Below are 25,399 nucleotides of genomic sequence, written 5' to 3'. Positions count from 1 at the left end.
CGGCAGCGCACCGCGCGCCTGGCAGCGCAATTTCCCGCATGGACGCACCGCATCGAGGATCCCCACCCGGATGAGCACTACGTCCCAATCCGCTGTCCCCAGCACCGACGGCGCCGCCCTGCGGCGTTCCATCTCCAACACCCTCAAAGGCTCCGCCGGCAACCTGGTGGAGTGGTACGACGTCTACGTGTACTCGGTGTTCGCCGTGTACTTCGAATCGCAGTTCTTCTCGCCTGAAGACAAGAACTCCACCCTGTACGTGTGGGCGATCTTCGCCGCGACCTTCCTGATGCGCCCGATCGGCGCATGGTTCTTCGGTCGCTTCGCCGACCGTCATGGCCGTCGCCTTGCATTGACCGTGTCGGTCACGCTGATGGCCTTCTGCTCGTTCATCATCGCCATCACCCCCACCGCTGCCAGCATCGGCATCTGGGCGGCGATCATCCTGCTGTTCGCGCGCCTGCTGCAGGGCTTCGCCACCGGTGGCGAGTACGGTGCCAGCGCCACCTACATGTCCGAGGCCGCCATTCCGGGCCGCCGCGGCTTCCTGTCCTCGTTCCACTACGTCACCCTGGTGGGCGGCCATGTGCTGGCCCAGCTGACCCTGTTCGTGATGCTGACGTTCTGGGCCAAGCCGGAAATCTCCGAGTGGGGCTGGCGCATCGCCTTCGGCATCGGTGGCATCGCCGCCGTGGTCGTGTTCTGGCTGCGCCGTGGCATGGACGAGTCGCTGTCGGAATCCTCCATCGAAGCCGCGCGCGAGGGCAAGGACAAGAAGTCCGGCTCGATGTACGAACTATTCGTGCACCAGTGGCGTCCGCTGCTGCTGTGCTTCCTGATCACCGCCGGTGGCACCATCGCCTTCTACACCTACTCGGTGAACGGCCCGAAGATGATCCAGAGCGCCTTCGCCGGCAACGACCCGATGACCGGCACCCTGATCAACCTGGGTGTGCTGGCCTTCCTGATGGTGTTGCAGCCGGTCGGCGGCTGGCTGTCGGACATCATCGGCCGCAAGAGCCTGCTGGTGTTCTTCGGTGTGGGCGGCGTGCTGTACAGCTGGTACCTGATCACGCAGCTGCCGCACCAGCACGATGCCACCCTCGCCTTCCTTACCCTGGCACTGGGCTTTGTCATCCTCACCGGCTACACCTCCATCAACGCCGTGGTGAAGGCAGAGCTGTTTCCCACCCACATTCGTGCGCTGGGCGTGGGCTTCGGCTATGCATTGGCCAACTCGCTGTTCGGCGGCACCGCGCCGCTGCTGTACCAGGGCGCATTGAAGACCGGCCACGTGGACTGGTTCGCCATCTACGTCACCGCGACGATCGCGGTATCGTTGGTGGTCTATGTGTTCTTCCTCACCAACAAGGGCCCCAACTGGCTCGACGGCACGCGCAAGTAAGCGCGCCGTAGTGATGGCGGCCACCGGTGCAATGCCGGTGGCCGCCGCGTCTCCTGCCACGCCGCTGGTATGGCTCGCACTGGGCCTGGGCGCGGCGACCCTGCTGGCATGGCTGATCCGCCGGCCCGACGCCCAGGCGAGTTGGCCACGTATCGGCTTCGGTACTGCCCTGCTGGCGTTCTGCGTTGCCCTGGTGTTGCAGCTGGCAGTGGATCTGGGCAGCGGTGCCAGCACCCTGCATCTGCGTCTGAGCCGGGGCATCAACCCCGCACCGGTGGCCAGCCTGCGTACGATGGTGGCCTGTTACCTGGGCGCGCTTGCCTTCGCCGGTTGGGGCGCGTGGAAGCTGCTGCGGCCACGTGGCTGAAGATGCGGTAGTGCCGGCCGCTGGCCGGCATCTGCACATCCTTTCGGAAGGTCCATGAGGTTGCCGGCCAGCGGCCGGCACTACCATGCGTTTGGAGGTTGCCGGCAAGCGGCCGGCATTGCCGTGCGTTTGAAGGTTGCCGGCCAGCGGCCGGCATTGCCGTGCGTTTACCGGCGGGCGGCTTCGCTCTTCTCGCGGGCGCCGTGGAATTCCGATTCCTTCTCCCACTGCGGCCAGCGACGGCTGTTGGCCAGTTCGGCGCCGAGGTCGTAGACCAGCAGGGTGTCGGCCGCGTGGCCCGCCGGATCCCAGCTCGGCGTCCATGCATCGCAGGCCTGGTGGTAGCAGTCGGCGAAGTACTTCTCGCGCAGCGCGCGACCGACCTCGACGCCGCCCTCAAGCTTGTCCAGGCCCGGGCCGATGGTGATCGCCGGCACGCCCAGGCGGGCAAAGGCAAAGTGGTCGGCACGGTAGAAGAAGCCGGCTTCCAGGTTCGGATCCGGGCTGTAGCTGCGGCCACGGGCCTTGGCCACGCGTTCCAGGTCGCCTTCCAGCGACACCCGGCCCTTGCCCCACGAGGCGATGTCACGGGTGGCACCATCCGGGCTGAACATCTCGATGTTCAGCACCGCAGCGGTCTTGTCCAGCGGCGCCAGCGGGTGCGCGGCGTAGTAGCTGGCGCCCAGCAGGCCCTTCTCTTCGGCGGTCAGGGCGACGAAGTACAGGGTGCGCTGCGGCTGCGGGCCGGCGGCGAACACCCGGCCCAGTTCCAGCACGGTGGCCACGCCGGTGGCGTTGTCGATCGCACCACGGCGGATACGATCACCCTTGGCGTCGGCCTGGCCGATGCCGAAGGCATCCCAGTGCGCCGAGAAGATCACCGCCTCATCGGCGTGCTCGCCGCCGGGCAGCTTGGCCACCACGTTGCGGGTCACCACCTGCTCGCGCTTGAGCGCGAAATCGACGCTCAGCTTCGCGTTGTCCAGCGCAACCGGGCGGAAGTCCGCACTCATCGCCTTGCGCTTCTCTGCATCGAAATCCAGGCCGGCGTCGGCGAAGATCTGTTCGGCCAGCTCACGCTGCATCCAGCCACGCAGCGGCGTGTGCTGGGCCATCGCCTCGGCCTGGCCGCGCTCGATGTCGAACAGCGGCGAGGTGCCCGAACTCTTCACCGTGGCCCAGCCATAGGCGGCCGGTGCGGTCTCGTGCACGATCAGCACGCCTTCGGCACCCCGGCGCGCGGCTTCCTCGAACTTGTAGGTCCAGCGGCCGTAGTAGGTCACCGCTTTGCCATCGAACGCACCTGGCGCGTCGGCTTCAAAATCGGCATCGTTGATCAATACCACGGCGATCTTGCCGTGCAGGTCCACGTCCTTGTAGTCATTCCAGTGGCGCTCGGGCGCGTCGATGCCGTAGCCGACGAACACCAACGGCGCCTCCTTGATCTGCACGCGCTTGCGCGGCTGCAGGCTCTGCAGGGTCACGTCCACGCCATTGGCCAGCGCGCGCTTGCCGCCCTTCAGGGCAAGACTGGCCTTGGCCTGGCCGTCCAGCTGCGCGCGCACCAGCGGCACCGGCTGTACCCAGCTGCCGTCCACGCCACCCGGCTGCAGGCCGTAGCTGCGGAACTGCTCGATCAGGTACTGCACGGTGCGTTCTTCGCCTTCGGTGGCCGGTGCACGGCCTTCGAATTCGTCCGATGCCAGCACGCGCACATGACGCGACAGCGCCTGCGGATCGATGCCGCCGCCGGGCAGGTCATTGGCCGCATGGGCCAGGCCACCGACGAACAGGCAGGACGACAGCAGCAACACGCGCATCGGGTTCACGGCAACACCACGGCTAGCTTGAAAGTCACCAGAGTGTAACGTGGTCGTGACATCGCGGCGCGGCCCGGGACCGTGTCATCCACGCATGGCGTGGATCTACCAGGGGCGCAGCGGATCTCCGCCGCCAGGGCGTGCGCAGGTCAGCGCGATACACGGTCCAGCCAGCAGGCCAGGCCCTGCGCGTTGAGTTCGATATCCATCGCCAGTACTTCGCTCACTGCAGCCTGGTCCAGCGCGCAGCCATGCTGCTGTGCACGCTCCAGGTACAGTGCCTGCAACGCGGCCAGCAGGCAGCGATGACGATCGGGGCGGCCGTCGCACTGGCGGCCGATTGCCGCCATCGCATCAATCTGTTCGAACAGATCCTCGGCCAGCTTTTCGACCTGTTCGACACGACCGTAATGGGTCAGGTACATCGCCTGCGGTGCGTAACCGAGCATGCGCTGGATCGACGCCTTCATCGCTTCCGGATCGAACTGCACCGGCGATGAGGTGGGGAAGATGAAAGCGCCCTGCGCGCTGTCCAGCTCGCGGTAGGAGATACCGAAGGTATCGCCGGTGAACCAGCTGCGGCTGCGTGCATCCCACACGCAGTAGTGGTGCAGCGCGTGGCCCGGGGTATGCAGCAGCACCAGCTCGCGGCCGGACAGGTCGATGCGCTGGCCGTCGTCAGCCACTACCACGCGCTGCTCGGGAATCGCTTCGATACGGCCATAGCTGCGGGCGATTTCCTCAGCGCCATAGACGGCGGTGGCACCGGCGATCAACCGGGTCGGATCGATCATGTGCGGCGCGCCGCGCGGATGCAGCACCGCGAGCGCATTGGGCAACTGCTGCATCAGCAGGCCAGCGCCACCGGCATGATCCAGGTGCACGTGGGTCAGCAGCAGCCAGTCCACCGCCTCCACGCCCAGCCCGTTGTCGGCCAGGGCCTGCAGCATCGCCGGCACCGACAGGCCGGTACCGCAGTCGACGAACGCGGCGCGACCGTTTTCGATGATCAGGTAGGCGGCATCGAAATCACGCCGTTGGAAACCGGTATCGATGGTGTGGATGCTGGGATCGGCGGTCATCGACGCTCACCTGGCAGGATCGGGAACAGACACCCATGGTAGGCGCGCCGGCATGGCGTGATCGATGCGGCTTTGGTCGGATGGTGCCGGCCGCTGGCCGGCAACCCCGGGTTAGCCAGTTGAATGCAGTTGCCGGCCAGCGGTCGGCACTACCAATCAGCCTGGCGCAATGCAAATCGCGGCCTCAGCAGCAGCGCCAGTACCAGCACCGCCAGGAACGCGCCATAGGCATACAGCACCGCCAGCACCTGCGGCCAGATCGGCCCGGCGCCCGGCTGTACCAGACCGATGTGGTGGCCCCACAGCATCGCCACGATGCTCAGGGCCAGCGCCAATGCCAGCGTAGTGCCATCGAACAGGCGTCGCCGCGCGGTACGCGGCTGGCGCGGAAACAGCCAGTACAGGCTGCCCAGCAGAATGAACCAGGGCAGGAACAGCAGCAGCGACAACCAGGCCATTGCAGACTCCATGTCATCGCGCCTGAGGCGCGCGGACATCATGCCATGGGTGCAATGCCGTGGTAGTGCCGGCCGCTGGCCGGCATTTCGCCTTCAACAGCGCCGACCAAGGTCGGCATCTACCGATCAGTCGGCGCGCAGCACAGCCAGCGCCGCCAGCACCGCATCCACCTCGGCTTCCAGCTTGAACAGGTCGCTCTGCAGCTGGTCACCCTGCTCGGCCTGCTTCAGCACGGCGATCAGCTGGCCGGCATCGCGCGGCGAGTCGAAGCCTTCGCTCTGGATCAGCAGCGTGCCGTCACCGGCGGTGAGCTTGAAGTAGAAACGGCCGTCCTTCTCGCGGTACTGCTTGAACAGCGGCGGAGCGGCGCGGGCTTCACCGGCATCTTCGCTGGCGATGTCGCCGGCATCGGACAGATCACGCAGGCCCACCGCATGGCGCAGTTCTTCCAGCAGCGGTGCTGCCAGCTGCTCGCGCAACTGCTGGCCACGGCGCTTGAGCAGTGCTTCGATCTTCTCCGGCTCGGCCATCAGCGCGTTGTAGCGCTCGCGCAGCGGCGACAGTTCGCTGTCGATGCGCTCGAACAGCTGCTGCTTGGCATCGCCCCAGCTGATGCCATCGGCGAAGGCCTTGGCGAAGGCAGCGGTCTGCTCCGGGGTGGCGAACGCCTGGTACATCTGGAACAGCGCCGAACCTTCGGTGTCCTTCGGCTCGCCCGGGGCACGCGAGTCGGTCAGGATCGAGAACACCAGCTTCTTCAGCTCCTCGCGCGGCACGAACAGCGGAATGGTGTTGTGGTAGCTCTTGCTCATCTTGCGGCCATCCAGGCCCGCCAGGGTTGCCACCTGCTCGTCGATCACCACGTCCGGCAGCGGGAAATACTCCTTGCCGTACACATGGTTGAAGCGCTGGGCGAAGTCGCGCGCCATCTCGATGTGCTGGATCTGGTCACGGCCCACCGGTACCTGGTTGGCCTTGAAGATCAGGATGTCGGCCGCCATCAGCACCGGGTACATGAACAGGCCGGCGCTGACACCTGCGTCCTCGTCCTGGCCTTCCTCCCGGTTCTTGTCCACCGCCGCCTTGTAGGCATGGGCGCGGTTGAGGATGCCCTTGCTGGCGATGGCGGTCAGGAACCACATCAGCTCGGTGGTCTCGCGGATGTCACTCTGGCGATAGAACCACACGTGTTCCGGGTCCAGGCCACAGGCCAGCCAGCTGGCAGCGATCTCCAGGGTCGCGCGCTGGGTGCGCTGCGGGTCCTGCGACTTGATCAGGCTGTGCAGATCGGCCAGGAAGAAGAAGCTCTCGATGTCCGGCGCGTGGCTGGCCGCAATGGCCGGGCGGATGGCGCCAACGTAGTTGCCCAGGTGGGGCGTGCCGGAGGGGGTGATGCCGGTAAGGACTCGGGTCGTCATGACTGCGTGCGGAAACCTTCTATGAACGCGGCCAGTTTACCGTGCACACGGTCAACCCCGTCAGGGCCTCCGGCGCGTTCATTCACCCAACCCCGCTGGAGACGCCCGATGAAACGCCTGCTGCCCCTGCTGCTGATCCTGCCCCTGGCCGGCTTCCGCCCGGCTCCGCTGCCCCCGCCGATGCCGCAGGACGGCCCGGTGCGCGTGGCCCTGGTCGACCGCGACCGCGGCACCGAGCTGCGCAGCTACCCGGCCGACGGCCAGCGCTGGGTGGCCGGTGAGCGCGGCCACCGCTATGCGGTGCGCCTGTACAACGACAGCCCGCGACGGGTGCTGGTGGTGCTGTCGGTGGACGGGGTCAACGCCATCTCCGGCGAAGACGCCGATCCCTCGCAGACCGGTTACGTGCTCAACCCTGGCCAGCGCGCCGACATCACCGGTTGGCGCAAGACCCAGGACGAAGTGGCCCAGTTCGTCTTCAGCAGCCCCAGCGGCAGCTATGCCAGCCGTACCGGCCGCCCGGACAACGTCGGCGTGGTCGGCGTGGCGGTGTTCGAGGAAGCGCGTCGCTGGTACCCGCGTCCGCAGCCGATCCTGCGCGGTCGCGCCGGGCCGGCACCGGCGGCGGCCGAAGCCTCGGCGGCGGCCGACGCCAGCGCCAGCGCCAGCCGCATTGAAGGCTATTCGGCCAAGTCGCAGGCACCCGCGCTGGGCACCGGGCATGGTGCGCGCGAAAGTTCTTCGGTGCGCGATACCGATTTCGAACGCGCCACCCGCAGCCCGGCACAGGTGCTGCAGCTGCGCTACGACAGCGCCCGCAACCTGCGTGCACGCGGCATCCTGCTCGATTCGCCCTCGCGCCTGGACCGCCAGCCACAGGCCTTCCCCAACCGCTACGTGCCCGACCCGCCGGCGCGTTGATCTGCACACAGCACAACGCCCGCACCTTCCGGCGCGGGCGTTGTCGGTGGGGGCATAACGCGGGCGTTCGACGCCCGGTTACTTGTAGTCCGGGTAATCCTTGTGCATCGCCTTCTCGAAATCGCGCACTTCGGTTTCTGCGCGGTCCTTGGCCCAGCCATAGCGCTCCTGCAGGCGGCCCGCCAGATATTCGGCATTGCCCTCGGCCACATCGAAATCGTCATTGGTCAGATCGCCCCACTTCGCCTGGGCCTTGCCCTTGAGCTGGGACCACTTGCCGGAAATGATGTCTTTGTTCATTGCTGAGGCTTCCTTGGTATGCAACGGCGTTGTTACCGTGGCTGCAGCATCGCGCAGTGCACGTTGAAGCACGGTCAACCGGCCATGAAAGCGCCGCTCACCTGCTTGAATGGTTCACTACCGGTCGGCACGCGGCGTACACACGCAGCAAGCGCGCATGAAAAAGGCCGGGAAGATCCCGGCCTTTTCCGTAGTGCGCACCACCTCAGGCTCAGTTGCCCTTGGCGGCATCCTCAACCTTCTCACCAGCCTTCTGCACGTCCTTGCCGGCACCGGCAACGGTGTTGCAACCGGCCAGCAGGGCCACCGAGAACATCGACAACAGCATCAGGGCAACTACGCGCTTCATGGGCTTCTCCTTGGGTTTGCCGCTACACCGCTCAATCACGGGGTTCGGTTGTATTGATCGGGGCGGCAGGCTGGCTCGAAGCCAACACTGCCGCGTGAGGTGCAATCTGGCGGCAGGGGCGTGGAGCGCGTGTGAACGGTTCGTCCAACCGTTCAGGCTGGATCCTCTCAGTCGCGCATCAGGGTCGATTTCCCGAACAGGCTTTCGACCAGGTCCACGGCCAGTTCGGCGGTGCTGTTGTGGTTGTCCAGCAGCGGATTGAGTTCGACGATGTCCAGCGAGCCCATGCGGCCACTGTCGGCGATCATCTCCATCACCAGCTGCGCTTCGCGGTAGTTCACCCCGCCCGGGACGGTGGTGCCCACACCCGGGGCAATGCTCGGGTCGAGGAAATCGACGTCGAAGCTGACGTGCAGGTGGGTGTTCTCGTCGATGCCGGCCAGCGCCGCTTCCACGGTGCGCTTCATGCCGTTCTCGTCGATGTAGCGCATGTCGTAGACATCGACCTTGTGGGTCTTGATCAGGCGCTTTTCTTCCGGGTCCACCGAACGGATGCCGATCTGGTGCACTTGTGAAGGCTGGATCGCCGGCGAAGTGCCGCCCAGCCTGGTCAGCGCATCCGGGCCGAGGCCGCACAGGCAGGCCACCGGCATACCGTGGATGTTGCCCGACGGGGTCACCTCACTGGTGTTGAAATCCGAATGCGCATCCAGCCACAGCACGCGCAGGTCCTTGCCCTGCTCGCGGCACCAGCGCGCGACGGCAGTGATCGAACCGATGCCGAGGCAGTGGTCGCCGCCCAGCATGATCGGCATGCGGCCGGCCTGCAGTTCGGCGTAGCTTGCTTCCATCAGCGCGTGGTTCCACGCCACTACCTCGTCCAGGTGACGGTAGCCCTGCACCGGCGCGGTCCACGGGTTGCGCGGGCCGTCCAGGTTGCCGAGGTCGCGCACGTCCACGCCACGCGCTTCCAGTGCTTCAGGCAGGCCGGCCACGCGCAGGGCTTCCGGCCCCAGCCGGGCGCCGCGATGGCCCGCCCCGATGTCGGTGGGGACGCCGATCAGGGTAACGGCGGGATGATGGGCCATGGGTGCCTCCTGCGAACGAAAAAGAAGCACAGTCTAGCCAGACGCATGTGACACCACTCGCGGCGGTGCAGCAGGGCGGCCCGTCGATCACCCATCCAGGCGGCCCCGATGACGGAGGTCGGCTTTCAGCCAAGCGTAGCGTCAGGAATTCCCTTTCCTGGGACAGGCTTCACACGCAGGTCGGTATCGGCTCTATCCATGGTCTGGTGAGGACAGAACAGTGGTCCCGCACGCGCCAACGGCGAAGTGCGAGTCCCATCACCCTCGGTCTTCGAAGGATCTTTCCATGAAACAGCTGATCCACCGCACTCTGTTGTTGTCCGTTGGCGTTGCATGCTTGGCATCCACCAGTGCTTGGGCCGCACCTCAGCGCGTGACATACGCGGTAACCAACGATGTACTTGCACTGCACCAACCTGAAGCCCGCGATGTTTTGACGTGGGTGGGCAGGCACGTCCGCCCGTCATTCGCACCTCTGGGTGCTGGCACGGTCCATGTCGAGCGTAGTGCCTTTTCTTCTGGGGCAGTCGCCCGAATGTCCGATCCTTCTCCTCTTGGAAAGCTGCCTGACAGCGGCTACCCAGGCGAACAGTACAAGGTCGAGAACACCTTGCCGGATGGCACGTACCAGTCGTGGGAATTCCGCTGGGTGGAACCCTCCAGCGGCCATGGCGGCGGCTGGGAGATGACCGGCTACCAGTTCAAACGGGGCAATGACCCCGTCGAAATCCAGTAGCGCCGCTGCAGGGACAGGACCTGCCATCGCATGGCAGGTCCTGCGCTGTCACCTGTGACTCACCCGCCGCGACGTCGCAGTGGCGTCACGCTCTGCACCCGGCCGTCGTTGCGCATCATGCACAGGAAACGGCCATCGGGATAATCGATGATCAGTTCCTGGTAATCGGTGCCGACCGGCACCTGGGTCACCAGCGTGCCCTGTGCACCTTTGCTTGCATTGCATGAACCGAGCGCGGTATCGCCCGCTGGCGCGTTGGCTGCAGCCTTGGACATGTTGCGGAACGTCGCGCGGCAGCCGCCGTTGACCCAGACCGAATGCCGCGACAGGCCCCAGTTGCTGCCCTGCTCGCAACGGGTACGGCTGAGCTGGCGCACGATCTCCACATTGCCACGCGTGTCCATGTCACAGGACACCTGGCGCTGGTCGGTGGATTCGCAGGTCACCTCGCGTGGCAGTGCTGCATCGTCATCGCGATCCTGATCACGGTGGTGCCTGCCACCTTCCACGGCAGCCGCCGACGTGCCGTTGTTGCTGACCTGGCAGATGCCGTTGGCACCGCCGCGTCCGGTGTAGCTGACCTGCGGCGTACCGTCGTCACCGGTGCTGATTGAAAGCGTGGTGCCGCTGCTGGCATCGCGCGCTTCGAAATAGCGATCGTTGAAGCGCTTGAGGGTGGTCTCGCGGCCCTGCACGTAGACCGGCCCGCCCTCGTCTGCATGGACATCCAGCCCACCGGGGCAGCTGGCATTGAAGAACGGCACGGCGGCCATCGCCGGTGCTGTGAAGGCGCTGGCGAGCAGCGCGGCGGTCAACGGCAAGCGGTGGCGGCGCATGGTCGGCTTCCTTGTGAGAATTGAGCGGAGGGCGCCAGTATGGGGGCTGCCGGAGTTGCTCGACCGTGAGGAATATCAAGCAACCGATCACGGGCTGCAGACCACCGCCATCAGGCCAGCGCTATCATCGGGCGGATCACACGGACGTCCGGTATGCACACATGGCAGCTCCTCCCTTCGACCACGCGCAGCAGCAGCTGCTGGCGCTGCAGCAACGCATCCATGCCTTCAATCTGGACAGTGCCGCCGAGCATGAACTGGATATCCAGGACCCGGCCGGCCCGCTGTGGGCAGCGCTGCAGGAACGGGTGACCGTGGCGCCGTTGTACGGCGGCCTGCACGTGGAGTTCTTCGGCAACCCATGGGAAGAGCCGTTCGCGTGGACGTTGGCCTGCCTGTCCGACCAGCGCGTGGCCGATGCGATCATGTCGCTGTCGTTCACCGGCCCGGACGAAGGGGCCAATGGCACGCGCGAGTGGGAGTTCACCGCGCTGCTGGACAGCGATGTGCGTTTCCCGCGCCTGCGCGCGTTGTCGATCTCCCCCACAGAGCCGGCCGACCACAACATGTCGCTGGTGCAGCGCGCGGGCACCATCATGGAAGAAGACGGCGAGATCGCCCGCTTCGTTTCCAAGGCCCCGTATCTGAGCGAACTGGTCGTGCCGAATGCACCGGACGCCGCGTTTTTCGAGGTGCCGCTGCCGCACCTGCACAGCCTGCGCATCGGCGGTGGCTCAGATACGCAGCGCTTCATCGACAACCTTGCCGGATCACGCAACCTGCCTGCCTTGGGCCTGCTGGATTTTTGCGAATCGACGGAGCTGCAATTCGTCTGGGCTGATGCCCGTGAGACCGATGCGGTCACGCCTTTCGCGGCCTATGAGCGCTTGTTCGCCAGCCAAGCCTTCGATGCGCTGCATACCTTCCGGCTGCGCAACAGCGCGTTGGATGTGGCGCAGCTGCAGACGCTGCAGGCCATGCGCCCACGGTTGTCGTTCATGGTCATTCAGGCCGCGACGGGGGGCTATGCCAGCCATTTCGCCAAGGATGTGTTTCCGTGGCGACACCTGGTGCCGGGTGATCCGGGGACGCGTTGATCGCACACGAACATTGCCAACTCACGCCACCTTCTTCACCTTCTTCGAAGTGGTCTTGCCTGGCTTGGTTTTGGACTTCGCCTTGATCGGCTTGCCGTTGCTGTCGACCGGTACCAGGCTCAGACGGAACCCGAGCGATCTGGCCAGCTTGCTGAGGTTGCCCATGGTTGGGTTTCCTTCTCCACGCAGCATCTTGTAGAGCGTTTCGCGGGCGATTCCCGTAGAGCGTGCAAGATCTGAGATGTTCCGTGCTCTCGCCACGATACCCAGTACGGATGCGATGAAGGCCGAGTCATCGGGAGCCTCTTCCAGCGCGGCTTCGATGAAAAAAGCGATGTCTTCTTCATCGCGCAGGTGTTCAGCAGCGTCCCAATCGTGCAGCTGTACTTTGTTGCTCATGACGGTCTGCCTCATCTTCTGTCGCGTATACGCTGCAGCCACGTGGTCAAAGCAGACTGGCGAGCTTGCGGGCCTGCTCGATGTCGCGTGACTGGCTGTCTTTGTCGCCGCCGCACAACAGGATGTAGGTAATCCCCGCGCGCTGCGTGTAATAGATGCGGTATCCCGGGCCGAAGTCGATTTTCAGTTCGGCGATACCGCCGGCGAGCACCCGGTGCTTGCCGGGATTACCCAGCGCCAGCCGTGTGATGCGTACAGCGATGCGCTGACGGCCCTGCTTGTCACGCAGACCGTTGAGCCAACTGTTGAACTCAGTGGTTGTCTGAATTCTCGCCACATGTCCACTATAATGGACACATGCGGCCATGGCAAATCAAGTGGGGAACGCCACTGGATTGCTTGCACTGATCGCAGTCAGTGGATGGTGCCGCTTATCCGAATCGAACGGATGACCTACTGTTTACAAGACAGTTGCTCTACCAACTGAGCTAAAGCGGCACGGGGTGAAACGCCGACGGCAGCGCCGTGGTTTGGGAATTCTAGCGCAGTCGCGTGCATTCCAGCGACCGTTGCTGCGCGGCGCCACTGCGCTGCTGCGCCTGGGCCGGTTCGCTGCCGGTGGCCAGCTGCCCTTCCAGCCACCATTGGCCGGCATCGCCGCTGGCCACCAGACGCGGCTGGAAGCCGGCGGCCTGCACCGCGGCCATGCGCCGTTCGGCACCCTCGCGGTTGCGGTACTGGCCCAGCGCAATGGCGTTGGTCTCGTCGCCCTGGCTGATGATGTAGTAGTCGCTCAGCCCGGCAGCGACGATGCGCTTGACCGTGGCCTGCGCGTCATCGCGGCTGGCGGCGGCGGGCAGCAGCACGCGGTAACGGGCACTGCCGCTGGCGGCGGGCTGCTCGCGCAGGCGCACCTGGCTCAACAGGTTGCCCGCACGGCTCTGCGCAGCGCTGGCAGCGGCGCGGTCGGCGAACGGGCCCAGCGCCAGGCAGCGCGGCGGTACGGCCGGGGCTGCGGGTTTCTCAGCCACCGGTTCGGGCGCTGGCTTGGCGACGGCGGCCATCGGCTCAGGCGCCTTCACTGGTTCGGCGGGCTTGCCGGGTGCTGCAGGTGTCGCCGCTGCCGGTGCGGGTGCAGCGGCCACTGCGGTAGCCGGCGCCGCCTCACGCTCCACCAGTGCTTCAGTGGGTGCCGCTGCCGAGGCCTGCGCGGCCACGGCCGCATCGGTGCCACCGGGCAACCAGCGCAGCTCGGCCACGCCGGTCGGGGGCGGTGGCAACGGCGCGCGCGCGGGTTCATCGCGCAACAGCCACCAGGTGGCAACACCAAGATTGAGGATCGCCAGCACGACGATCAGGGCACGGGTCAGCATGCGCCGATACTAGCCTGCGGGCTGGTGCACCGCCCAGCGGGCGAGGCCATCCAGCACCAGCGAGGGGTGATAGTCGGCGCCGTCCAGCAGCGGCATCAGCGCGGGTGCACCACCGCCATGCACCAGCAGCGACGGCATGACGCCCAACAGCGCCTGTGCCTGGCGGGCGCTGCGCTCAACCAGCGCCACGGCGGCACCATCACAGCCGGAGGCCAGCGCATCGGCGGTGTCGTTGGCGAATTCGCTGTAGTCACCGCCGCTGGCCGGCAGCTGCACCGCGCGCGCGTGCAGCGCCTCGCGCATGGTGGTCGGCGAGGCGGAAATGCGTCCACCGTGGTGCTGGCCGTTGGCATCAAGAAGGTCGATGGTCAACGCGGTGCCGACACCGACCACCAGCACCGGCCGCTGTGCCTTGGCGGCAGCCAGCAGCGCCAGGAAGCGGTCGACACCGAATTTTTCCGGCTTGGCGTAGGCAATGCGTACACCCGCACACTGGGCGCTGGTGCGCACCACATGCACGTGCTCGAAGCGGCGCTGCAGCTGATCCAGCATCGCGCTGGTCAGCGATGGCGCGGCGACGCTGGCCACAAACGCGGTGCCGCCACTGGGCAGGCTGTGCGGCGGTTGCCCGGCCATGCCTTCGGCGCCATGCGCCCAGGCCTGCACGTCACCGGCACGGTCACCCTGCAACGGCGCGAACTTGAAGCGCGAATTGCCCAGATCGAACAACCAATCGCTCATGCTTTTCTCACACTGACTTCGCCGGCATGCAGCAGGCGCTCGCGGCCATCGATACGCACGCGCAACGCGCCATCGTCAGCCAAGCCGAGCGCGGTACCGTGCTGCCATTCGCCATCCAGCTGCACGCGCACTTCGCGCCCGGCCAGCATGTCGAACGCTGCGTAACGCAGCAGGAACGGCGCCAGCCCTTCCCGGTCGAATTCCTCCAGCGCCGGCAGCAGGCGTGCCAGCACCGCCGCCACCACCGTGTTGCGATCCACCGAAGCGCCGGCCAGTGTGTCCAGATCAACCCACGGCTGGGTGATCTGTTCGGCGAAGGCCGGCGGCATGTGCACGTTGATGCCGATGCCGATCACTGCACGCGCCGGGCCGGCGTATTCGCCACCACCCTCGGCCAGCAGGCCCACCAGCTTGCGGCCATCGACCAGCACGTCGTTCGGCCACTTCAGCTGCGCCTGCGTGTAGCCCAGGTCGTGCAGGGCTTCGGCCACGGCGACGCCGGCGACCAGGCTCAACCCGGCCAAGCGGCCGAGGCCACCCTCGAACAGGCGCAGCACCGACAGATACACATGCGCGGCCAGCGGCGACGCCCAGGTGCGCCCGCGACGGCCACGGCCGCCAGTCTGGCGCTCGGCCAACAGGACGCTGACACCGCGCTGGGGCGCGCTGCAGCGCAGCAATTCGGCGTTGGTGGAGTCCACCGTCCAGGCCACCTGCAGGTCGTGCAGCAGTGCTGCGGCCTCCTTGGGCAGGCCGGCGCGGATGGCCCCGGCGTCCAGCAGGTCGACAGGCCGGGTCAGCCCGTAGCCCTCGCCTGCGCGACCTTCAACCTCGACGCCAGCGGCTCTAAGCCCTTGAATTCGCTTCCAAATGGCGGCCCGGGTCTGGCCCAGCTCACGGGCCAGGGCGTCGCCGGACAGGCGACCGGCAGCGAGTTTGGCCAGCAATTGGCGATCGTCCACGGCAGCTTCCACAAGGTCAGGACGGAATTATGCGGGAAACCCGCCAGCGACGCCCGCCGGCCCCCCGTTCCGGCGGGCTTCCAATCTGGCGCCGGGTTCGGGCTAGAATCGGGAACTCACCTTCCCTTAACGTGGATGTCGTCAATGCGCCGTTATGCCCATTGCCTGATCCTGCTGACGATGCCCTTCGCGGCATCTGCCACAGCAGCGCTTGATGACAGCCGTGGCGCCTGCGTCTACTCGGCCAGCGATGCAGCCTCGCAGCGCACACCGACCAACGCGCCGACAGCGACGGCCGCCAAGCCGGCACCGGTACGTCCGGCCGCCGCGACCAGCAGCGGCGGTGGCGGTGACGACGATGTACTGCAGCGCATCCGTGCGCCGAAATGGCACAGCTACCTGCCGGGTATGTTCCGCTGATCAAGGCATTGCTGCAGTGGTTGCGGCCCGCGCCGCGACCGATCGAAGACGCACACTGGAACGATGCCTGCCACCGCGCAGCGTGGTTGCGCGGCCTGGACGACGAACGACGTAGACGCCTGCGCGCGCTGACCACGCGTTTCCTGCATGAGAAGACCATCTCCCCGATCGGCGACCTGCAGCTGCAGCCGGCCGATGGCGTGCTGCTGGCCGCGCTGTGCTGCCTGCCGCTGCTGGAGTTCGGCGAGGTGGGGCTGGAAGGCTGGTCGCAGCTGATCGTCTACCCCGATGCCTTCCGCGTGCATCGCAGCCATATGGACGCCGCCGGCGTACTGCATGAGTGGGATGACGAGCTGATCGGCGAGTCGTGGGACAGCGGTCCGTTGATTCTTTCGTGGGCCGATGTGCAGGCCGACCTGGCGGCACCGCATGAGGGTTACTGCGTGGCCGTGCATGAGATGGTGCACAAGCTGGATGCGCTCGACGGTGCGATGGACGGCACGCCACCGTTGCCGCGTGCGTGGCAACGCGAGTGGGCAGCTGACTTCCAGAGATCGTACGACGCGTTCTGTGCGCAGGTGGATGCCGGCGTGGAAACACGGATCGATCCGTATGCGGCCGAGGCGCCGGAAGAGTTCTTCGCGGTGGCCAGCGAGTACCACTTCTCTGCGCCGGACCTGCTGGCAGAAGCGTTGCCGGAGGTGGCTGCGCATCTGCGGCGGTTCTATGGTGAGCCGCCGGCAATGGTCGGGTGATTCATCCGTCCGCCGGGCATGGCCCGGCGCTACCCGAGGGTCTACGTCGACCGGATCGGGTTGCAACGGATCGTTACGGCCCCGGCGGCAGCCGCACTTCGAAACGGGCGCCGCCCAGTTCGCTGGAGCGGGACACCTGCAGCTCGCCGCGGTAGTCCTTGATCAGGTCCTGCACGATCGACAGGCCGATGCCGTGGCCCTGTACGCGCTCATCGCCGCGCACGCCACGCTGCAGCACCTTGCCGATGTCCTCCGGAGCAATACCCGGGCCATCGTCATCCACTGCCAGCAGCAGGCCGGCGCGACGCGCATTCGGCGCCGGCAACGGCTGCGCGGTCAGCAGCACGCGGCGCTTGGCCCACTTGAACGCGTTCTCCAGCAGGTTGCCCAGCAGCTCCTGCAGGTCGCCCGGTTCGCCGTGGAAGCGCGCGGCCGGGTCGATATCGAATTCGCACAGCACGCCCTTGGACGCGTAGACCTTCTCCAGGCCGCGCACGATTTCCTCGGCGTTGGATTCGATCGGCAGCGGTGCCGAGAACAGCTTGTGGCCCGACGAGGCCGCGCGTGCCAGCTGGTAGGACACCAGGTTGTTCATGCGCTGCAGCTGCACGTCCAGCTCTTCGCGCAGGGCGCCATCGCCGGCGCCGCTGTCCATCTGCGTACGCAGCACCGCAATCGGCGTCTTCAGGCTGTGCGCCAGGTCGGCCAGGGTATTGCGCTGGCGTTCGAGGTTCTCACGCTCGCCCTCGATGAAGGCATTGATGCTGTCGGTCAACGGCTCCAGCTCGCGCGGGTGGCGTTCGCTCATGCGCTCGGTCTCGCCGCGCTGGACCTTGGTCAGTTCGGTGATCACCCGCCGCAACGGGCGCAGGCTCCACTGCAGGATGACCGTCTGCAGCAGCAGCAGGATCAGGCCGATGCCGCCCAGGTAGAACCAGACCCGGCTGCGGAACACGCGCAGCTGCGCACCCAGCGCGCGCGAGTCTTCCATCACGTAGATGGTGTACGGGAATTCGGTGGCCGGGTCGGCGTCGGCATCCCACACCAGGCCCAGGCCATAGCGATACACCGAGCCTTGGCTGCCGTCGATCTGGATCATCGGCAGCGGGCCTTCGAACACTTCCTGGCGCGGAGCCAGCAGGCCGCCGCCGACGGTAGGCAGCATCGGGCCTTCGGCGGACATCGAATTGCCCTTGCCATCGGGCATGACGACCTGCAGGTACAGGCCGCTGCCGGGCACGTCGAAACGCGGATCCGGCGGCTGCTCGCGGATGTACAGCGAGCGGTCGCGGGTGAAGTCGATGCCGGCCGCATAGGCGGTGGCATAGTTCTTCAGGCGCTCGCGCAGGTTCGCCTTCGCCGTATCGGCGAAGGCGGCATCAAGCGCGTAACCGGCCAGGGCCAGGAACGCGACCAGACCCACTGACGCGGCGAACATCTGGCGCGCCTGCAGAGAGCGCGGCCGCCAGCGTCGGAAGAACCACAGACGGCCGGACATCGTTTATCGCCTGTTGAAGGCCTCAGCCCTCGTTACGCGGAATCGCGAAGCGGTAGCCACGACCGCGTACGGTCTCGATCGGCTTCAGTTCGCCATCCGGGTCCAGCTTCTTGCGCAGGCGGCCGATGAACACTTCCAGCACGTTCGAGTCACGATCGAAGTCCTGCTGGTAGATGTGCTCGGTGAGGTCGGCCTTGGAGACCAGTTCACCGGCATGCATCATCAGGTACTCCAGCACCTTGTACTCGTAGCTGGTGAGGTCGACATTGCTGCCGGCCACGCTGACGGTCTGCGCTGCCAGATCCAAGGCAACCGGACCGCATTCCAGGGTCGGCTTGCTCCAGCCGGCGGCGCGGCGCAGCAGCGCGTTGACGCGGGCCAACAGCTCTTCCACATGGAACGGCTTGACCAGGTAATCGTCGGCGCCCTGCTTCAGGCCCTCAACCTTGTCCTGCCAGCTCGAACGCGCGGTCAGGATCAGCACCGGGAACTTCTTGCCTTCGTCGCGCAGGGCCTTGATCAGCTCCATGCCCGACATCTTGGGCAGGCCAAGGTCGATGATGCCGACGTCGAACGGCACTTCGCGGCCCATGTACAGGCCTTCTTCGCCGTCCTGCGCTGCATCGACGGCAAAACCTTCGCGCTTGAGCCGGGCTGCCAGGGTCTCACGCAGCGGGGCTTCGTCTTCGACCAGAAGGATACGCATGAACTCTCCCTAGTGTGCTGGGTGCGGCCCGGAGGCCTGTGGGTACGGGTTGATAGCGACAACTATCCCTGTTCAGGGGTTATCGCCGCGTAGTGATGACATATCCGACCGCGGCGTGCGCGGCTGTGAACGTGCCGGGGCGGGGTCGTCCATGTAGCGGACCCGACCGCGGTCGTCCATGTATTTGACCCGGTTGATGTCACGACCATCGAACGGCACACGCTCGGCGCCCAGGATGTGGCCACCGGTGGTGCGCTGCACGCGGCGCACGGCATCGGACAGCGAGCGCTCGTTGCTGGCGCCACGGCCTCCACGCTCCATCATTTCTGCGCGCCCCTGTTCCCGCTGCGGGTCCTGCGCCAGCGCCGAAGACAGCGGGGCAGCCGCCAGGACCACGCAGGTGGCCAGGGCAATACAGCGGTGGAAGGGAGCGGAAGACATCGATGCGATCCTAGCCGAGCACGGCGATTCGTTCAAAAGTCGTAAATCCGGGCACCGGAATGGAACCCGGCGTTTTACAAATCTTTTGCAAATTCTTGGTTTCGGGCAGTGAATCCGGTCTGAACTTTTCCAGATGCTCCAGACCGTTGTTCAGCTAAGTGAACATTCGGGACGAAATGGCCGCCCTTGTCAAGTCAGGAATGTGACTGACGTCACGCAGCGGCGCGGTCGGCTTCGCGTTCGGTGACTGCCAGCGCCTGCTCGACCAGCGCCCAGTCGGCACCGGGGCGATGGGCACCCTCGCTCAGCACCTGGCGGAATGCGCGGCCGCCGGGCTGGCCGTGGAACAGGCCGAGGATGTGGCGGGTGATGTGCTTGAGGGCCAGGCCCTCGCCCAGGCGGGCTTCGATGTACGGGCGCAGGGCGCGCAGGAGCTCACCGCGCGGACGCAGCGGCGCGCCGGTCTGCAGCGCTTCCAGCTGATGCAGCAGGTAGGGGTCGTGGTAGGCCGCGCGACCGAGCATGACGCCATCGACGTGCGCGGCCTGCGCCTGCACCGCCTCGATGCTGGCCAGGCCACCATTGAGCACCACCGGCCGTGCCGGGCGCTCCTGCTTCAGCCGGTAGGCCCAGTCGTACTTCAACGGCGGAACCTCGCGATTCTCCTTCGGCGACAGGCCCTTCAGCCAGGCATTGCGGGCGTGCACCACCACCATCGCGGCGCCGGCCTCGACCTGGCGATCGACGAAACTGGCGAATACCTCGTAGTTGTCGTCTTCGTCCACGCCCAAGCGGCATTTCACCGTCACCGGGATGTCCACTGCCTCGACCATGGCCGACACGCATTCGGCCACCAGCACCGGCTCGCGCATCAGGCAGGCACCAAAGCGCCCGGCCTGCACGCGGTCGGACGGGCAGCCGCAGTTGAGGTTGACCTCGTCGTAGCCCCAGTCGGCGGCGATGCGCGCGGCCTGCGCCAGCAGCGCCGGATCGCTGCCACCGAGCTGCAGTGCCAGCGGCTGTTCGCTGGCATCGAAACCGAGCAGGCGCTGGCGATCGCCATGAATGACCGCATTGGCGTGCACCATTTCGGTGTACAGCCGCGCACCCGGCGCCAGCAGGCGGTGGAACACCCGGCAATGGCGGTCGGTCCAGTCCATCATCGGGGCGACGGACAGGCGCAGGGAATCAGCGTAACGGGCGGTGGCGGACGTCATCGGGCGGTTGATCGTGGAGACTGGCATTGCCAGTGAGATCAATAGTTTACACCGGGCGGATGAATGGCGGCGGGCAGCCGGGGATGCAGGCCGGGTTGCCGCTGCCGCCCTTGCGTGGGGATACTCGGTACGCGGGTTCCTGTTGCACCGCATCTGTTGGAAGGGAAGCCACAATGAAACCGACTGCATCCTCGCTGGCGGGCTCTGGCCTCGCCTGCCTCACCCTGCTGGCGGGACTGGCCTTGGGCAGTGGTTGCAGCAGCGTCCGCGACACGCGCCTTGCCGAAATCAGGCCGGGCCCACGATGCGACTTCACCGAAGGCGCCACCTTCGACAACCGACCGTCCTACCTGTCGGCAGGACAGGAAAATGCGCCCATCGGCGCGCTTTCCAGGCTCTTTGGCGTCTACAACAAGGACATCCACCAGGTCACGATCCGCCAGGAGGCGAGCCGGCTGGTGGCCCGCTTCCATGCCGCCGACGGCACCGGCATCGAGGCTGCAGGCAGCGCTTCCAGCAAGAGCTACAGCGCCGAAGGAGAACAGCTGGTCATCAACCGGTGGTCATCGTGCAAACCGGGTGAGGCCGGCGCCGGCTGCGTCTGGTCGCGCGTGGAACTGTCCTGCACGGTGGAAAACGATCTGGTGGTGAAGCAGGTGGACGGAGGCGCGGTCCTGCTGGCCCTGATCATCCCGATGGGCCAGCGCAGGACCCAGTTCGGGGTGTACCGGCGGGTCGACCCTGCAGAATGAATCGACAGAAGGCCCCGGGTCGTTGGGCCCGGAGCCTTCGGCCACAGTGCAGCAGGCTTACAGGCCGCGGTTGCGCACCTGCTCCTGCTGCTGTTCCTGCACGCGTTGGTTGAACTGGACATCCAGTTCCTCGGTCTGGCGGGTGCTGGCCTCGACCGACTGCGACACGGCCTGTCGGCTGTCGACGAAGGTGCGCTGCGCAGCCGGGTCGCCGACATTGCCCTGCACGGCGAACAAGCCGCTGCCATCCGGGCGTGCGACCACATGGTCGATCTGGCGCATGCCGGCGACCTTGCTCTCGTAGGCCAGCTGGCCGGCGGCGCGTTCGGTTTCCTGCGCATTGGCGAACAGCGGGCACAGGCCAGCCTGCACGCGCTGCTGCTGCAGCTCCTGTAGTTTCTCCAGGGCCTGGTTGAAGCGCGGATTCTCGGCATGCGAAGGATCGCGCATGCTGGGCGCTGCCGGTGCGGTCGGTTCGGCGCGTGCCGGGGCGGCGGCGGTCTGCGCGCCGGCTTTCACTGCGGCCGGGTCGTCCAGGCGCGCCAGGGTCTGGCGGCCGGCCTTGCCATCCTGCTCCAGGCCGTTGTTGGCCTGGAACTGCTTGACCGCTGCCAGCGTGTCCTTGCCAAAGATGCCATCGGTGCCCAGCGCCTTGCCGTCGGCGGCGGTGTAACCCAACGCGGCCAGCTTGCCCTGCAGCGCCTTGACCTCATCGCCGCGTTCGCCCTTCACCAGCATGCCGTCGGCCATCGGCGCCTGCTGCGTGGCGCGTGCGGCCTGCGCTGCTTCCGGCCCCTGCGCGTGTACCTTGCCGCCGAGGGTGATGCGGTCGTTGAGCATGTCGCCGAGGTAGCGGCGGAACTGCGCCGGCTCCACTTCGATATGCGCATGCACCGGTTTGCTGCCGGCGTTCGACTGCTGGATCAGCGGGGCGCCATACTCGACGAAGTCACCGTTCTTGTAGGGCGACGTGCCGGCGGCGCCGTGCAGCACCTGGCCTACCAGCTCACGGCGCGGATCGCCGGCCGGGTGGCTGTAGAGGCTGATCGAATTGGTCGCGTCCTTGTTGAACTGCGCGTAGCCGGCCACCGGGTTCGGAATCATCACATCGCGGCTGCCCAGGCGATCGGTGAGGATCAGGTCCTTGCGCACCAGCGGAATGTCATTCTTGTCCTCACGTGTGCGGATGTTCTCCATCTCGCCTTCGACCATGCCCGATTGGCGGTCGGCCTTGCGGGCATCGCCGGTGCGCACGGCTTCGGCATTGGTGTTGGGATGATGGATCTTCAGTTCGCGATAGGCCGTTTCGCCACTGATGCCGTGGGCCAGCGTGCGGTTGCTGGTGACATTGCCGTAGGGCTCGATCACCGTGATGCGGCCGCCACCGGGGGCAGCCGCCACCGGCGCACCATCCGTAGAGGGCGCCTTCGGCTCGTGGCGTTCCGGCGAGGGTGCCGATGGCGGTGCAGGTGTCTGTGCGGGTGGGCGAACCCCGGCGTTCAGTGCAGACAGCGTGTCACGCCCCGCCTTGCCGTCTTCTTCCAGCCCATGCGCCTTCTGGAACTGACGCACCGCGTGGTAGGTATCGCTGCCGAAATCGCCGTCGGGCTTCAGCACCTTGCCATCCACACCGGTGTAGCCGGCCTGCGCCAGCTTCTGCTGCAGCGCGAGCACTTCATTGCCGCGTTCGCCCTGCACCAGCATACCGTCGGCCATCGGTGCACGCGCCGGGCGCGCGGCGGACTGACGATGCGCCGGCTCGCCGAACGCCTGTTCGTAGGTCTTGCCCCGGTACGGCTGCGGGTCGTGGTTGATCCTGTCGTAGCGCGCCAGCGCAACCAGCTCGGACTTTTCATTGAGCGTGCGCTCGCGCAGCGAATCCCACTGCTTGGGCGAGCTCTCGAAATGGCGCTGAACGTTGGCGTGCTTGTAATCCTGCACGGCCCTGACAATCTGCTCGTCACTCAGCTCGGACAGCTTGTAATCATCACCATAGGCTTGTTTCAGGCCATTCTGGAATACACCACGGGTCATGTTGCGATACTGCACCGACGTGCTCCACAGCGCGTCCTGCACGGCAGGGCCGCGACCTTGCAGGTCCACGCCGACCTTCTTCAGGCGATCCATCTGCACGTCGTAATACTGGTGCTGGATGAAATCGTGCTGTTCCTGGGCAAAGCCCTTTTCGTCGCGTGCGGCCACCGCTTTCCAGCGCTCGCTGAAGGCTTCCGTCGCAGGCTTCAGGCCGTGGAACTGGTCCGCATAGCGGGACGACTTCAGGTACTCGTCCACCCCGCCAACGGCGCTGGCGAACTGGTAGCTGCCATAGGACACGCCGCCATGGTCACCCTTGCCCGAGGAAATCCAGCCTGGACCACGGTTGTCGGTTTCAAAACGGGCGGAGGTCTGGCCGCGATGCCAGTGTTCCATCGCCTTCCTTGCATCGGTCACTACATCCATGTCGAAGGACTCCTCTCAGTTGGCAATGCGGTGGATTGAGGTCACTTGCTCCGTGCAGCGGCCTGCAGCTGGTCAACGCGGTTGGCCACGCGATTGATGCGGCACGACTGCGCGTCCAGCCTCTGGCCCTGGCCATCGGTTTTGGGATCCCAGCGGCAATGACGATTGGTGTCCGACCACCAGGCAGCCTGCGCATCCATCCAGTCATCCTTGGCCTTGCTGTCGGGACTTGCCACGACACCGGCGACGATCTCGGCCAGGCGGTCTTCCTGGTAACTCAACTCCTCGTCGCCACATGCCTGCAGGCGTGCTGTCACCGCTTCGCTGGCGTCCACGCAACGGGTGTACGCAGGACGCAGGTTGGCCTGGGTGTAGGAGGCATCGGGCAGCGGCGCGGGAAAGTCATCGGCATCCGCGTCGGCATCGGCGGCTGTAGTTGCAGGCGTCGCGCTGGCCGGTGTCGATGTGGCTGCCGGTGTGGGCTCATCTGCGCTGGCGGCAGCGGCAACCGTGGCGCTGTCGGCCGAAGGGGCCTGGCAGGCGCCCAGCAACAGGCACAGCACCAGCGCAATTCCGCGTCGGATTTCAAAGGCGGATCGATCAATGCGCGCAGGCGCGCTCAAGGCTTGCATTGCTTGCTTCTCCCTGGTGAGTCGCCGGGTGGGTCGGCAAAGAGGAGCCGTCCATCGGCCCCATCACGGTGAGGATGCTACGCCAGCGCAGAATGCCGATGCCTGACTGAATTCAGGTTTCAGCCGACATCAACGGCGCTCGCGCGCCTGCAGTTCCACCGCGCGGTTGGCGTAGCGGTTGATGAGGCACGACTGCGCGTCCAGCGCCTGGCCCACGCTCTCTGTAGCCGGGCTGCAGCGCTTGTCGGTGTCCTCGGCCCAAGTGGCCTGTTCGTCCATCCAGCGGTCCTTGGCCGGACTGTCGGGGCCGTTCATCAGGCGCGCCACTTCGGCCTGCAGCTGCGTCTGGTGGTAGGCCAGCTCGGTATCGCCGCAGGCCTGGATATGGTCGTTCATGCCACGGGCCTGCTGCACACAGCGGATGAATTCCGGGCGAAGCGTTGCCTGGGTGTAGGAGGTATCGGGCGGGCCGCTCTGCGCCATCAATGCGTCGGCACGGTTGGCCACGCGGAACAGGCGGCACTCCTGTGCCTTCTGCAGGTCATCCACACCGGCATTGATCGGAGCGGAGCAATGACGGTCGGTATCGCTGCGCCAGGTCGCCTGGGTGGCAAGGAAAGCCTGCTTCGCAGCAGCGTCGAGCCCGGTCACAGTCTTGCTGGCACCCTCCTGCAGGCGCCCTTCCTGATAGGCCAGTTCATCCTTGCCGCAGGCCTGCAGCTTGCCCGCATCCTCCACGCCATCCACGCACCAGCCATAAGCCGGGCGCAGGCGACCGTCCGTGTAGGACGCATCCGGGTACCGAGAGGAATCACCGGTCACTGCATGGGGAGGCGCTGCCGGCGCTGCCGCGGCGAGCGGAACCGGAGCGGCCGCCGCTTCGGCCGATGCCGGGGTAGAAGGCGCCTGGCACGCGGTGAGCGCCAGGCACAGGGCCAGCACCTTCCAGTACCGACGGCCGGAGGCGATCTGTTCATTGCCCCCATGGGCATCCATTACCTGCATTGCTTGCATCTCCCTTGCGTGTGGCCAGCGGGTGCCGGCCGGGAGGGTCCGTCCATCGGCCCCGATCACGGTGCAGATCCTACGACAGCGGCGGTTTCAGATGGCTGACTGAATTCAGCTTGCGCGGACGGCGTCGCAGAAACCTGACGCGACCAACTTT

The 25,399-nt window shown here is 66.3% G+C and carries 28 protein-coding genes and 1 tRNA gene; 8 read left to right on the top strand and 21 right to left on the bottom strand.

Annotation, left to right across the window (positions count from 1 at the left end; genetic code table 11):
• Positions 1-70: 70 nt before the first annotated feature.
• Both J2X70_RS05720 and J2X70_RS05715 read left to right on the top strand, forming a co-directional pair.
• Positions 71-1,405 (top strand): MFS transporter, encoded by a 1,335-nt coding sequence (locus J2X70_RS05720; protein WP_032978271.1) that lies wholly within the window; start codon positions 71-73, stop codon positions 1,403-1,405.
• Positions 1,406-1,436: 31 nt separating this feature from the next.
• On the top strand, positions 1,437-1,772 hold the full coding sequence (locus J2X70_RS05715) for a hypothetical protein (protein ID WP_080150462.1): 336 nt from the start codon (positions 1,437-1,439) through the stop codon (positions 1,770-1,772).
• 167 nt (positions 1,773-1,939) lie between these two features.
• Here J2X70_RS05715 and J2X70_RS05710 read toward each other — a convergent pair whose 3' ends face one another.
• From J2X70_RS05710 to J2X70_RS05695, 4 genes are all read right to left on the bottom strand, one after another.
• Complete coding sequence (locus J2X70_RS05710; protein ID WP_309909428.1) at positions 1,940-3,592, bottom strand: M28 family metallopeptidase; 1,653 nt, start codon at positions 3,590-3,592, stop codon at positions 1,940-1,942.
• 149 nt (positions 3,593-3,741) lie between these two features.
• A complete protein-coding gene (locus J2X70_RS05705) occupies positions 3,742-4,674 on the bottom strand; it encodes an MBL fold metallo-hydrolase (RefSeq protein ID WP_309909379.1) in 933 nt (310 codons plus the stop codon).
• A 149-nt stretch (positions 4,675-4,823) separates the two neighbouring features.
• Positions 4,824-5,132: a hypothetical protein gene (locus tag J2X70_RS05700; RefSeq protein ID WP_309909377.1), complete on the bottom strand. Its 309-nt coding sequence runs from the start codon at positions 5,130-5,132 to the stop codon at positions 4,824-4,826.
• Positions 5,133-5,258: 126 nt separating this feature from the next.
• A complete protein-coding gene (locus J2X70_RS05695) occupies positions 5,259-6,551 on the bottom strand; it encodes a tryptophan--tRNA ligase (RefSeq protein WP_309909374.1) in 1,293 nt (430 codons plus the stop codon).
• 108 nt (positions 6,552-6,659) lie between these two features.
• Here J2X70_RS05695 and J2X70_RS05690 point away from each other — a divergent pair, with 108 nt between their 5' ends.
• On the top strand, positions 6,660-7,472 hold the full coding sequence (locus J2X70_RS05690; protein WP_309909373.1) for a hypothetical protein: 813 nt from the start codon (positions 6,660-6,662) through the stop codon (positions 7,470-7,472).
• A 78-nt stretch (positions 7,473-7,550) separates the two neighbouring features.
• Here J2X70_RS05690 and J2X70_RS05685 read toward each other — a convergent pair whose 3' ends face one another.
• From J2X70_RS05685 to rocF, 3 genes are all read right to left on the bottom strand, one after another.
• Positions 7,551-7,772 (bottom strand): CsbD family protein, encoded by a 222-nt coding sequence (locus tag J2X70_RS05685; protein WP_025878332.1) that lies wholly within the window; start codon positions 7,770-7,772, stop codon positions 7,551-7,553.
• 211 nt (positions 7,773-7,983) lie between these two features.
• Positions 7,984-8,121: an entericidin A/B family lipoprotein gene (locus J2X70_RS05680; protein WP_019661832.1), complete on the bottom strand. Its 138-nt coding sequence runs from the start codon at positions 8,119-8,121 to the stop codon at positions 7,984-7,986.
• Positions 8,122-8,288: 167 nt separating this feature from the next.
• Complete coding sequence (rocF, locus tag J2X70_RS05675) at positions 8,289-9,209, bottom strand: arginase (RefSeq protein WP_032978254.1); 921 nt, start codon at positions 9,207-9,209, stop codon at positions 8,289-8,291.
• 286 nt (positions 9,210-9,495) lie between these two features.
• On the opposite strand from rocF, the gene J2X70_RS05670 reads away from it, so the two are divergent.
• Positions 9,496-9,945 (top strand): hypothetical protein, encoded by a 450-nt coding sequence (locus J2X70_RS05670; protein WP_309909369.1) that lies wholly within the window; start codon positions 9,496-9,498, stop codon positions 9,943-9,945.
• Positions 9,946-10,004: 59 nt separating this feature from the next.
• Here J2X70_RS05670 and J2X70_RS05665 read toward each other — a convergent pair whose 3' ends face one another.
• Positions 10,005-10,781, bottom strand: a complete 777-nt coding sequence (locus J2X70_RS05665) for a DUF3011 domain-containing protein (protein WP_309909367.1) — start codon at positions 10,779-10,781, stop codon at positions 10,005-10,007.
• Positions 10,782-10,942: 161 nt separating this feature from the next.
• On the opposite strand from J2X70_RS05665, the gene J2X70_RS05660 reads away from it, so the two are divergent.
• Positions 10,943-11,878 (top strand): hypothetical protein, encoded by a 936-nt coding sequence (locus J2X70_RS05660; RefSeq protein ID WP_025878327.1) that lies wholly within the window; start codon positions 10,943-10,945, stop codon positions 11,876-11,878.
• 21 nt (positions 11,879-11,899) lie between these two features.
• Here J2X70_RS05660 and J2X70_RS05655 read toward each other — a convergent pair whose 3' ends face one another.
• The 6 genes from J2X70_RS05655 to birA form a co-directional block, all read right to left on the bottom strand.
• Positions 11,900-12,277: an addiction module antidote protein gene (locus J2X70_RS05655; RefSeq protein WP_309909365.1), complete on the bottom strand. Its 378-nt coding sequence runs from the start codon at positions 12,275-12,277 to the stop codon at positions 11,900-11,902.
• Positions 12,278-12,323: 46 nt separating this feature from the next.
• Positions 12,324-12,644, bottom strand: coding sequence for a type II toxin-antitoxin system RelE/ParE family toxin (locus J2X70_RS05650; RefSeq protein ID WP_059064042.1), 321 nt, complete (start codon positions 12,642-12,644; stop codon positions 12,324-12,326).
• 55 nt (positions 12,645-12,699) lie between these two features.
• Positions 12,700-12,775: transfer RNA gene (locus tag J2X70_RS05645), tRNA-Thr, on the bottom strand.
• 41 nt (positions 12,776-12,816) lie between these two features.
• Entirely contained in the window at positions 12,817-13,650 is an 834-nt protein-coding gene (locus J2X70_RS05640; protein WP_309909361.1) for an SPOR domain-containing protein, read from the bottom strand.
• A gap of 9 nt (positions 13,651-13,659) precedes the next feature.
• Positions 13,660-14,391 (bottom strand): type III pantothenate kinase, encoded by a 732-nt coding sequence (locus tag J2X70_RS05635; RefSeq protein ID WP_025878323.1) that lies wholly within the window; start codon positions 14,389-14,391, stop codon positions 13,660-13,662.
• Positions 14,388-15,353 carry a bifunctional biotin--[acetyl-CoA-carboxylase] ligase/biotin operon repressor BirA gene (birA, locus tag J2X70_RS05630; protein WP_032978357.1) on the bottom strand — a complete coding sequence of 322 codons (966 nt, stop codon included), beginning with the start codon at positions 15,351-15,353 and terminating at the stop codon, positions 14,388-14,390. Before birA ends, J2X70_RS05635 begins: the two co-directional genes overlap by 4 nt.
• A gap of 144 nt (positions 15,354-15,497) precedes the next feature.
• Here birA and J2X70_RS05625 point away from each other — a divergent pair, with 144 nt between their 5' ends.
• Together J2X70_RS05625 and J2X70_RS05620 are read left to right on the top strand one after the other, a co-directional pair.
• Positions 15,498-15,773: a hypothetical protein gene (locus J2X70_RS05625; protein WP_025878320.1), complete on the top strand. Its 276-nt coding sequence runs from the start codon at positions 15,498-15,500 to the stop codon at positions 15,771-15,773.
• On the top strand, positions 15,740-16,528 hold the full coding sequence (locus tag J2X70_RS05620; protein WP_080150389.1) for a M90 family metallopeptidase: 789 nt from the start codon (positions 15,740-15,742) through the stop codon (positions 16,526-16,528). The genes J2X70_RS05625 and J2X70_RS05620 overlap by 34 nt, the downstream gene beginning before the upstream one ends.
• Positions 16,529-16,601: 73 nt before the next feature.
• On the opposite strand, the gene J2X70_RS05615 is transcribed toward J2X70_RS05620, so the two are convergent.
• From J2X70_RS05615 to dusA, 4 genes are all read right to left on the bottom strand, one after another.
• Positions 16,602-18,026, bottom strand: a complete 1,425-nt coding sequence (locus J2X70_RS05615; protein ID WP_032978238.1) for a sensor histidine kinase — start codon at positions 18,024-18,026, stop codon at positions 16,602-16,604.
• A gap of 22 nt (positions 18,027-18,048) precedes the next feature.
• Positions 18,049-18,732: a response regulator transcription factor gene (locus J2X70_RS05610; RefSeq protein ID WP_004136763.1), complete on the bottom strand. Its 684-nt coding sequence runs from the start codon at positions 18,730-18,732 to the stop codon at positions 18,049-18,051.
• Between the two features lie 72 nt (positions 18,733-18,804).
• On the bottom strand, positions 18,805-19,173 hold the full coding sequence (locus J2X70_RS05605; RefSeq protein ID WP_025878314.1) for a hypothetical protein: 369 nt from the start codon (positions 19,171-19,173) through the stop codon (positions 18,805-18,807).
• Between the two features lie 212 nt (positions 19,174-19,385).
• Positions 19,386-20,417, bottom strand: coding sequence for a tRNA dihydrouridine(20/20a) synthase DusA (gene dusA, locus J2X70_RS05600; RefSeq protein WP_080150388.1), 1,032 nt, complete (start codon positions 20,415-20,417; stop codon positions 19,386-19,388).
• Between the two features lie 146 nt (positions 20,418-20,563).
• Between dusA and J2X70_RS05595 the strand changes: the two genes are divergently transcribed.
• On the top strand, positions 20,564-21,142 hold the full coding sequence (locus tag J2X70_RS05595; protein ID WP_080150386.1) for a hypothetical protein: 579 nt from the start codon (positions 20,564-20,566) through the stop codon (positions 21,140-21,142).
• A 57-nt stretch (positions 21,143-21,199) separates the two neighbouring features.
• Here J2X70_RS05595 and J2X70_RS05590 read toward each other — a convergent pair whose 3' ends face one another.
• The 3 genes from J2X70_RS05590 to J2X70_RS05580 all read right to left on the bottom strand — a co-directional run bounded on the left by J2X70_RS05590 (position 21,200) and on the right by J2X70_RS05580 (position 25,230).
• Positions 21,200-23,602, bottom strand: a complete 2,403-nt coding sequence (locus J2X70_RS05590) for a peptidoglycan-binding domain-containing protein (protein ID WP_309909356.1) — start codon at positions 23,600-23,602, stop codon at positions 21,200-21,202.
• Between the two features lie 41 nt (positions 23,603-23,643).
• Positions 23,644-24,234: a lysozyme inhibitor LprI family protein gene (locus J2X70_RS05585; RefSeq protein ID WP_099844663.1), complete on the bottom strand. Its 591-nt coding sequence runs from the start codon at positions 24,232-24,234 to the stop codon at positions 23,644-23,646.
• Positions 24,235-24,363: 129 nt separating this feature from the next.
• Positions 24,364-25,230, bottom strand: coding sequence for a lysozyme inhibitor LprI family protein (locus tag J2X70_RS05580; protein ID WP_309909354.1), 867 nt, complete (start codon positions 25,228-25,230; stop codon positions 24,364-24,366).
• Positions 25,231-25,399: the final 169 nt, after the last annotated feature.

The sequence above is a fragment of the Stenotrophomonas sp. 1337 genome (genome assembly GCF_031455455.1).
In the GTDB taxonomy this organism is placed as follows: Bacteria; Pseudomonadota; Gammaproteobacteria; order Xanthomonadales; family Xanthomonadaceae; genus Stenotrophomonas; species Stenotrophomonas indicatrix.
The sequence above is the reverse complement of the archived record's forward strand: the minus strand, read 5'-3'. Positions and strand labels throughout refer to the sequence as shown.

Bases quoted from the DNA above. Each gene is read 5' to 3' on its own strand.
- J2X70_RS05635 (WP_025878323.1), bottom strand. From the start codon at position 14,391: ATGAGCGATTGGTTGTTCGATCTGGGCAATTCGCGCTTCAAGTTCGCG.
- J2X70_RS05580 (WP_309909354.1), bottom strand. From the start codon at position 25,230: ATGGATGCCCATGGGGGCAATGAACAGATCGCCTCCGGCCGTCGGTAC.
- J2X70_RS05625 (WP_025878320.1), top strand. From the start codon at position 15,498: ATGCGCCGTTATGCCCATTGCCTGATCCTGCTGACGATGCCCTTCGCG.
- J2X70_RS05650 (WP_059064042.1), bottom strand. From the start codon at position 12,644: ATGGCCGCATGTGTCCATTATAGTGGACATGTGGCGAGAATTCAGACA.
- rocF (WP_032978254.1), bottom strand. From the start codon at position 9,209: ATGGCCCATCATCCCGCCGTTACCCTGATCGGCGTCCCCACCGACATC.
- J2X70_RS05715 (WP_080150462.1), top strand. From the start codon at position 1,437: ATGCCGGTGGCCGCCGCGTCTCCTGCCACGCCGCTGGTATGGCTCGCA.
- J2X70_RS05720 (WP_032978271.1), top strand. From the start codon at position 71: ATGAGCACTACGTCCCAATCCGCTGTCCCCAGCACCGACGGCGCCGCC.
- J2X70_RS05640 (WP_309909361.1), bottom strand. From the start codon at position 13,650: ATGCTGACCCGTGCCCTGATCGTCGTGCTGGCGATCCTCAATCTTGGT.
- J2X70_RS05585 (WP_099844663.1), bottom strand. From the start codon at position 24,234: ATGCAAGCCTTGAGCGCGCCTGCGCGCATTGATCGATCCGCCTTTGAA.
- J2X70_RS05660 (WP_025878327.1), top strand. From the start codon at position 10,943: ATGGCAGCTCCTCCCTTCGACCACGCGCAGCAGCAGCTGCTGGCGCTG.
- J2X70_RS05620 (WP_080150389.1), top strand. From the start codon at position 15,740: ATGGCACAGCTACCTGCCGGGTATGTTCCGCTGATCAAGGCATTGCTG.
- J2X70_RS05700 (WP_309909377.1), bottom strand. From the start codon at position 5,132: ATGGCCTGGTTGTCGCTGCTGCTGTTCCTGCCCTGGTTCATTCTGCTG.
- J2X70_RS05685 (WP_025878332.1), bottom strand. From the start codon at position 7,772: ATGAACAAAGACATCATTTCCGGCAAGTGGTCCCAGCTCAAGGGCAAG.
- J2X70_RS05615 (WP_032978238.1), bottom strand. From the start codon at position 18,026: ATGTCCGGCCGTCTGTGGTTCTTCCGACGCTGGCGGCCGCGCTCTCTG.
- J2X70_RS05680 (WP_019661832.1), bottom strand. From the start codon at position 8,121: ATGAAGCGCGTAGTTGCCCTGATGCTGTTGTCGATGTTCTCGGTGGCC.
- J2X70_RS05665 (WP_309909367.1), bottom strand. From the start codon at position 10,781: ATGCGCCGCCACCGCTTGCCGTTGACCGCCGCGCTGCTCGCCAGCGCC.
- J2X70_RS05655 (WP_309909365.1), bottom strand. From the start codon at position 12,277: ATGAGCAACAAAGTACAGCTGCACGATTGGGACGCTGCTGAACACCTG.
- J2X70_RS05670 (WP_309909369.1), top strand. From the start codon at position 9,496: ATGAAACAGCTGATCCACCGCACTCTGTTGTTGTCCGTTGGCGTTGCA.
- J2X70_RS05595 (WP_080150386.1), top strand. From the start codon at position 20,564: ATGAAACCGACTGCATCCTCGCTGGCGGGCTCTGGCCTCGCCTGCCTC.
- J2X70_RS05610 (WP_004136763.1), bottom strand. From the start codon at position 18,732: ATGCGTATCCTTCTGGTCGAAGACGAAGCCCCGCTGCGTGAGACCCTG.
- J2X70_RS05710 (WP_309909428.1), bottom strand. From the start codon at position 3,592: ATGCGCGTGTTGCTGCTGTCGTCCTGCCTGTTCGTCGGTGGCCTGGCC.
- J2X70_RS05590 (WP_309909356.1), bottom strand. From the start codon at position 23,602: ATGGATGTAGTGACCGATGCAAGGAAGGCGATGGAACACTGGCATCGC.
- J2X70_RS05605 (WP_025878314.1), bottom strand. From the start codon at position 19,173: ATGTCTTCCGCTCCCTTCCACCGCTGTATTGCCCTGGCCACCTGCGTG.
- dusA (WP_080150388.1), bottom strand. From the start codon at position 20,417: ATGCCAGTCTCCACGATCAACCGCCCGATGACGTCCGCCACCGCCCGT.
- J2X70_RS05705 (WP_309909379.1), bottom strand. From the start codon at position 4,674: ATGACCGCCGATCCCAGCATCCACACCATCGATACCGGTTTCCAACGG.
- J2X70_RS05695 (WP_309909374.1), bottom strand. From the start codon at position 6,551: ATGACGACCCGAGTCCTTACCGGCATCACCCCCTCCGGCACGCCCCAC.
- J2X70_RS05690 (WP_309909373.1), top strand. From the start codon at position 6,660: ATGAAACGCCTGCTGCCCCTGCTGCTGATCCTGCCCCTGGCCGGCTTC.